The following is a 3,236-nucleotide window of genomic DNA, read 5'->3' as shown; positions in this document are numbered from 1 at the left end:
CGCGGAGCACGTTGACGAGCTGGGGCAGCTCGTCGAGCGAGAACCTGCGCAGGTGGCGGCCGATCCCGGTGACCCGCGGGTCGTCCCGCAGCTTGAAGAGGTGGCCGTCGGAGTCGTTGCGTCCGGAGAGGGAGGCCCGCTCCGCGTGGGCGCCGAGGTGCATGGTGCGGAACTTCAGCATGCGGAAGGGCCTGCCGTGGAGGCCTGCGCGGACCTGGCGGAAGAGCACCGGGCCTGGGCAGGTGGCCTTGAGCAGCAGGAAGACGGCCGCCATGACCGGCAGGAACAGCATCAGGAGCGAGGTGGCGCCGACGATGTCGACCACCCGCTTGGCAGGGAGCCGTCTGACCGATCGCCGGTCGGACGGCAGGTGCGGGGCGGAGAGCGTCACATGACACCCCTTTAGGAGTAAAAGATGTCAAACAAACGTGAACCGGGACATTTCTGGCAATCACTCTCACACAACACAACGAACCTTGCGGGTGCGGCACGCATCCGTTACTCCGGACGGAAGGCGGCGGTCCGATGGCCACGGCGCGAGTGACAGGACAGGGCGGTCCGGGCACCGGACGGCCGATCGCCGAACGGGCTCCCGGGCAATGACGGCCCCACCTGAGGATCCGTCGGCCGACGCAGCGTCACCTCGCCCGCGCCGAAGGGCCCTGCGGATCGCGGCCCTCGCGGCCGCCGCGGGTCTGGCCGTCACGGTCGGCCTGGGCTGGTGGGCCTACGCCCGGCTGGACGGGAACCTCCGCACCGACACCGCGACCGAACGGGCCCTCGCGGAGCAGGCGGCTCTGCGGCCCAAGTCCTCCGGGGACGCCGAGAACATCCTGGTGATGGGCTCCGACTACCGTCCCGAGCTGGGCAGCGCGCGCTCCGACACCGTCCTGCTGGTGCACCTGGCCGGAAACGGGAAGCGTCTCCAGGTGGTCAGCGTGCCACGGGACATGATGGTGCCGATCCCGAGCTGCCCGCGGGCCGGAGCGGCAGCGAGCCGCGCCCAGTACGCGCAGTTCAACTGGGCCTTCGACCTCGGCGGGGCGGCCTGCACGATCCGCACCTTCGAGGACCTCACCGGCATCCGGGTCGACCACCACCTCGTCGTGGGCTTCGAGGGGTTCAGTCGGATCGTCGACGCGGTCGGCGGCGTCGAGGTGGACCTGCCCCACGCGGAGCGGGACCCGAACGTGGGGCTCGACCTGGCCGCCGGGCCGCACCTGCTGCAGGGCACCGACGCGCTGGCCTACGTCCGGGCCCGTGAGTACGTCGGCGACGGCAGCGACACCAACCGGATGTCCCGTCAGCAGGCCTTCCTCGGGCTGCTGTCGGCGAAGCTGCGCAGCAGCGGGACGCTGTTCAACCCCGCCCGCCTCTATCCCGTCCTGGACGCGGTCACGTCCTCGATCACCGCCGACTCGGGGCTGGACTCGCTCGGCAAGCTGTACGACCTGGTGGCCCGGCTCCGCGCGGTCCCGGAGGGCCAGGTGGACTACCGGACCGTCCCCCGCAAGCCGTACGCGGCGGACCCGGACCGGGACGTGCCGGACGAGCCCGCTGCCTCCCAGCTGTTCCGGTCGCTGCGGGAGGACCGCTCCCCGCCACCCGACCCGGCGAAGGGCTGACCCGGCCTCACGGGGCGCCGTGCCGCCGCCGGGCGTGGCGCAGCACGGCGCCCGCCACCAGGGCGCCCGCGCTGCGGGGGCGCAGCCACTGCTCGTCCCAGCGGTCCGAGGCGCCGAACGAGTCGTACTTGTAGGACTCGTTCCCGCGGAGGAAGTCGAAGGTGCGTGCGCCGAGGGCGGCGGCCGCGGCGATCGTCCGGTCGAGGAGGACGGTACCGAGGCTGAGCCGGGCGTAGGCCGGGTCCCAGCCGCCGTTGTAGTAGGCGAAGGTGCCCTGCCAGAGGAAGCCGTAGACGGCGCCGACCGGGGTGCCCCCGCGTTCGGCGACCAGGGCGGCCGGTCCGCGGGCGGCGTCGGCGCGGGCCTGGAGCCGCAGGTGGAGCGGGCGGCGGTGCGGGCCGAGGGCGGTCACCGCCCCGCGGTGGTCCTGCCGGAGGCGGTGCAGGGCGAGCACGGAGTCGAGGAGTCCGGCGGTCATGTCCTGCGGCCCGACCCAGCGGAAGGCGATCCCGGCCCCGGCGAGCTGCCGCTCACGGCGTCGCATGAGGCGGCGGAAGCTCGTGGAGCCGACCGTGGCGCCGGTGCCGATCTCCAGTCGGGGGCAGGTGGTCCTGGCGATCCGGCGGGTGCCGGCGGGCAGCAGGGCGGTGTCGTTCTCCGGGTCCATGGCGGGGAGCCAGAGGCTGCCGCGCCGCGTGCGTTCGCTCAGCCAGGTGCGGACCTCCTCGCGGCGGTGCGCGGCGACGGGGAACAGGCCGTGGTCCGCGCCGTCGGCGTCCGCGCCCAGCAGGGTCCAGGCGGTGACGGGGAGCGGGATGCGCGGGTGGAGCCGGCCCCTGGTGCGGGCGAGCGGCACCACCGCCTCCGGCCGGCCGTCCGGTCCCGTCCAGAGCGCGACCTCGGCCGCCGCGGCGGCGGCCGGGTCCATGGCCTCCCAGGTGCCGAGCACCCAGTCGGGCGTGGTGAAGTAGGAGGAGCCGGGGACGGCGGCGGCCAGCTCCCGCCAGCCCTGCTCGTACGGGGCGAGCGTCTCGGGGGTCCGGTGGATCCGGAGGCCGCCGGCCCGTGCGGGCGCCGCGCTCCGGGCGGGGGCCGGGCGGGTCACCGGCGTGCGTCCCGGAGCAGGTCGACGAGTCCGTCGGCGAAGCGGCGGCTCATCTCCTCGACGGTGTAGCGCGCCGCGTCCTTGCGGCACTCCGAGCGCATGGCGCCGAGCTCGGCCGGGCTGCCGAGGAGGCCGGCCACGGCGTCGGCGTACTGCTGCACGTCGTCCGGGGCGACGAGGGCGTTGCGGCCGTGCTCCAGGTACTCGAACTCGGGGGCGTGCCAGGGCCACGGCGTGGTGACGACGGGGGTCTCGAGCACGAAGGAGTCGACGGCGCACAGGCCGACCAGGCCGGGCATGAGCAGCACGTCCGACACCGCCCCCAGCAGTGCCTTGCGGGTGCCGAACACCGGCCCCAGCGGCACGACGACCCGGCTGCGGGAGGCGGCGGCCTCCACCAGGTGCTGCTGGTCGCCGGCGCCGGGGCGCCTCGTAGGTGCACTCGACTTAACTGCTCAAGACCCCCCGAAACTATTCTATTGTGTGGTCTTCTGTGTGGTTTTGTG

Annotated in this window: 3 protein-coding genes and 1 pseudogene; 1 reads left to right on the top strand and 3 read right to left on the bottom strand. The window is 73.9% G+C overall.

All coding sequences use genetic code 11. The annotated features are described in order from the left end of the window. A partial coding sequence (locus tag ABZ641_RS30520) for a sugar transferase (protein WP_359986980.1) occupies positions 1 to 391 on the bottom strand: 391 nt, incomplete at its 3' end. A gap of 208 nt (positions 392 to 599) precedes the next feature. Between ABZ641_RS30520 and ABZ641_RS30515 the strand changes: the two genes are divergently transcribed. Then, on the top strand, positions 600 to 1,625 hold the full coding sequence (locus ABZ641_RS30515) for an LCP family protein (RefSeq protein WP_359986979.1): 1,026 nt from the start codon (positions 600 to 602) through the stop codon (positions 1,623 to 1,625). Between the two features lie 7 nt (positions 1,626 to 1,632). Here the strand turns inward: ABZ641_RS30515 and ABZ641_RS30510 are convergent, their stop codons facing one another. Together ABZ641_RS30510 and ABZ641_RS30505 are read right to left on the bottom strand one after the other, a co-directional pair. Next, positions 1,633 to 2,730: a GNAT family N-acetyltransferase gene (locus ABZ641_RS30510; protein ID WP_359986976.1), complete on the bottom strand. Its 1,098-nt coding sequence runs from the start codon at positions 2,728 to 2,730 to the stop codon at positions 1,633 to 1,635. Then, positions 2,727 to 3,140: pseudogene (locus tag ABZ641_RS30505) on the bottom strand (hypothetical protein); the annotation flags it as partial. The pseudogene ABZ641_RS30505 and the gene ABZ641_RS30510, both read right to left, overlap by 4 nt. Positions 3,141 to 3,236: the final 96 nt, after the last annotated feature.

Origin of the sequence: Kitasatospora sp. NPDC007106, from assembly GCF_040634455.1 — a bacterium.
Lineage (GTDB): Bacteria > Actinomycetota > Actinomycetes > Streptomycetales > Streptomycetaceae > Kitasatospora > Kitasatospora arboriphila.
Note: the sequence above shows the minus strand (reverse complement) of the source record. Positions and strands in the feature narration are given on the sequence as shown.

What these genes read in the sequence shown, in the direction of transcription:
- ABZ641_RS30515 (WP_359986979.1), top strand. Translation starts at nt 600, where the DNA reads ATGACGGCCCCACCTGAGGATCCGTCGGCCGACGCAGCGTCACCTCGC.